Source organism: Kaarinaea lacus (genome assembly GCF_975902315.1).
Genome location: NZ_CDLKIE010000513.1, coordinates 1 through 2,559, shown reverse-complemented (window position 1 = coordinate 2,559; position 2,559 = coordinate 1). Strand labels below are relative to the sequence as shown.

3 protein-coding genes are annotated in these 2,559 nt (G+C 42.8%); 2 read left to right on the top strand and 1 reads right to left on the bottom strand.

The window, feature by feature from the left end:
• A partial coding sequence (locus ACWVCM_RS16000; RefSeq protein ID WP_455202770.1) for a hypothetical protein occupies window positions 1-296 on the top strand: 296 nt, incomplete at its 5' end.
• 24 nt (window positions 297-320) lie between these two features.
• Here ACWVCM_RS16000 and ACWVCM_RS15995 read toward each other — a convergent pair.
• Window positions 321-1,265, bottom strand: coding sequence for a hypothetical protein (locus tag ACWVCM_RS15995; protein ID WP_455202769.1), 945 nt, complete (start codon window positions 1,263-1,265; stop codon window positions 321-323).
• Between the two features lie 413 nt (window positions 1,266-1,678).
• On the opposite strand from ACWVCM_RS15995, the gene ACWVCM_RS15990 reads away from it, so the two are divergent.
• Complete coding sequence (locus ACWVCM_RS15990; RefSeq protein WP_455202768.1) at window positions 1,679-2,314, top strand: nuclease-related domain-containing protein; 636 nt, start codon at window positions 1,679-1,681, stop codon at window positions 2,312-2,314.
• The last annotated feature ends 245 nt before the right edge of the window (window positions 2,315-2,559 follow it).

The window sequence follows — 2,559 nt, the reverse complement described above, 5'->3', positions numbered from 1 at the left end:
GCATTGACTATATTGCACATAGTGTCGTGGGTGAGAGCCAGGTAGAAGTGGAATTTACCGGCAGATTCGCGCAGCGCAATGTAGTGTGGTTCGCTATTATTCGATGTCTGTCAGCCGACAGAGATCGCAAACAATATATCGATGTTAAACTGGAAGGGACCGCGCGTCCACGGGTGGAAATTGGATTACCACTTAACACGATTGATGAGCCCGCTATACTAAAATCCATACTTATGATTCGTTACTACAAAAATCTTCGTGAGGGCAGGCATGAATTTTCAGGCAGGGAAAAATAAGCTGTACTAAGACGTCCACTTTGCTCAAACGGCTACTTCATCGAAGGTGACGAAAGTATTCTTTAATGATCCGATCAACAATTTAGCGAATGCGTTTAATAATTCCCATTCCTCATCGATGGCTTTGGCATCAGTAGGATCCGCTTCAATATAGAAGATATCGTCGGACTCATAGATCATTGACAAATGCACGGCAGAACCCGGCATTTGGGCCAGCGCTTCCGCAACTTCTGATTTGTCGTTAAACTCTTCAGACAACTTTAAATCAGTAGCCATTTCCTTGAGCTGGTTAAAATTCAATACTTCAAGGCGTTCCTTTAGCGGAATCTTGCGGCCTTGTAAGGCGATTCCGTGTTCAACAAACGTTTCAAGGTGTGCACGATTTTGGTGATCAGGCCTGGCATGCATTGTTACCGGTTGCTGGCTGGAAAGTTGGGTAAATACCTGGAAGTTTTCCATAAAGTCTTTGCCACCAAACCGATCCATAAATTCAGTCGTAATCAGGTTAACGGAACTGAGGTTCTTCTCAACTAATGTGCGTAATTCTGTTTTGTTTACGGCATCTAAATCGATACAGGCAGGCGGAGATTCCAGTTGTATCTCATTTACTGCATTGATTTTGTCCGCTTCAGAAGCGAGGCTGGAAGGTTTGCCTAACAGGGTAAAATATTGTGACCGCAAGTCAGAAAGGTACTGGTTTAGTTCTATAAAAGAAGGCTGGTAGCGCGCTAAGAAATAAATGAGTTCTTTTTCATCCTGCCGAGTAATAATATCCTGCAATTCCTTGATCAACACATTGCTCATTTCCTCGATGTGTAAACCATCCGCAAACATTTTACTTTGCGGGATCGCGGTCGCCGCCTGTGGTGCGATCGTCAAACCTTGAGCCTGTCTGGACACATATTTACCGAGTACCCACAGTAAGACGATGGTGGCAATTACGATGATTAAGGGGATGTGATCTTCCATTCTGCTTTGATTACTGGCTCGTGATGTTGTCTGTGAGGTTCTACTAAAGATTATTGTTAAGTGTAACCATTTTTACGGCGAATCCAATGTTAACGCCTGCCCTAGTAATGTCGACACTCTAACGTGCAAAATTAAAGCCTAATTTGCTCGAATAGTTACCAAATATCAGTTCTATGAACAACGCATAAGCAATAATACGATCAATTCGTTTTTCGTTTTGTGACAGAATCAACTTGGCCGACTATTGATGCCATGTATATAATAGTGGCAGCTCAAGCACCATAATGGAAATTAATCGAAAAAACAACAAGTTAATTTGAATGGCTGTACATATATTAGCCGCGACTGATCCCGGAAATGGCTACTAACAACTATCAATTAAGGATTGGCCCAATTGGCCGTAATGAGTAGCAATGGAATTATTTGATCTTACACAACAGCAAATGATGACCTTTGGCGCGGCACTGGCTGCCGCAATTGTCGTGGTGACGATAGTGCTTTGGATAGTGCGTTATTTACGAAACACTGCTCAGGATCGACGAATAAAGAAAATCATAAAAGAGCAAAGCGAAGCGTTTGCCAAAGACCTTATATTGTCCGATGGCATGTACGGATACCTGTTTATCGATTACCTGATATTAATGAAAGGCAAAATAATCGCCATGGACGTACATCATATGGGAGGTTATATATTCGGTGCTGAGCAGATCGAAGAATGGGCACAGGTAGTCAGTAGTAAATCACACAAATTCAAAAATCCTTTGTACCGCGTGCGTTTGATAGTGCAACAAATTAAACAACTGGTAAATGAAACAGATATAGAGCCACATGTTTTATTTGGCGCCGAAGCCAGCTTTCCCAAAGGCGTACCTGAAGGCGTCATGCGCTTCGACACGTTCCACGAAGAACTTGGCCAACTCAATAAAAATGACTATATGGCAGAATCCATGTCTAAAACCTGGGATGAATTAATGGAAATAGCCAAAGAACACAAAAAACAATACCTGGAAGAATCCCAGCAAGCCAAGCAGACGGCAAAAGCGAAATAAATTAATACGTCATTCCGAGACATCGTTAATAAAGTGCGTCACTCACATCACTTAGATAGTTAGTTTTCCTGATAATTAATAAATCCTCCCGGCGCTTGTTCCAAACAGCGCTCTACCTCGTCCATCCTTGGACTCGTACCTCTCGCTTCCCTGTGCTCGCCCAGCTCTCTTCTACGAGGGAGGGGGCAAAAAAGAAAATCCTCCCCAACCCTCCTTTACAAAGGAGGGGTTAAAAAAATCCTCTC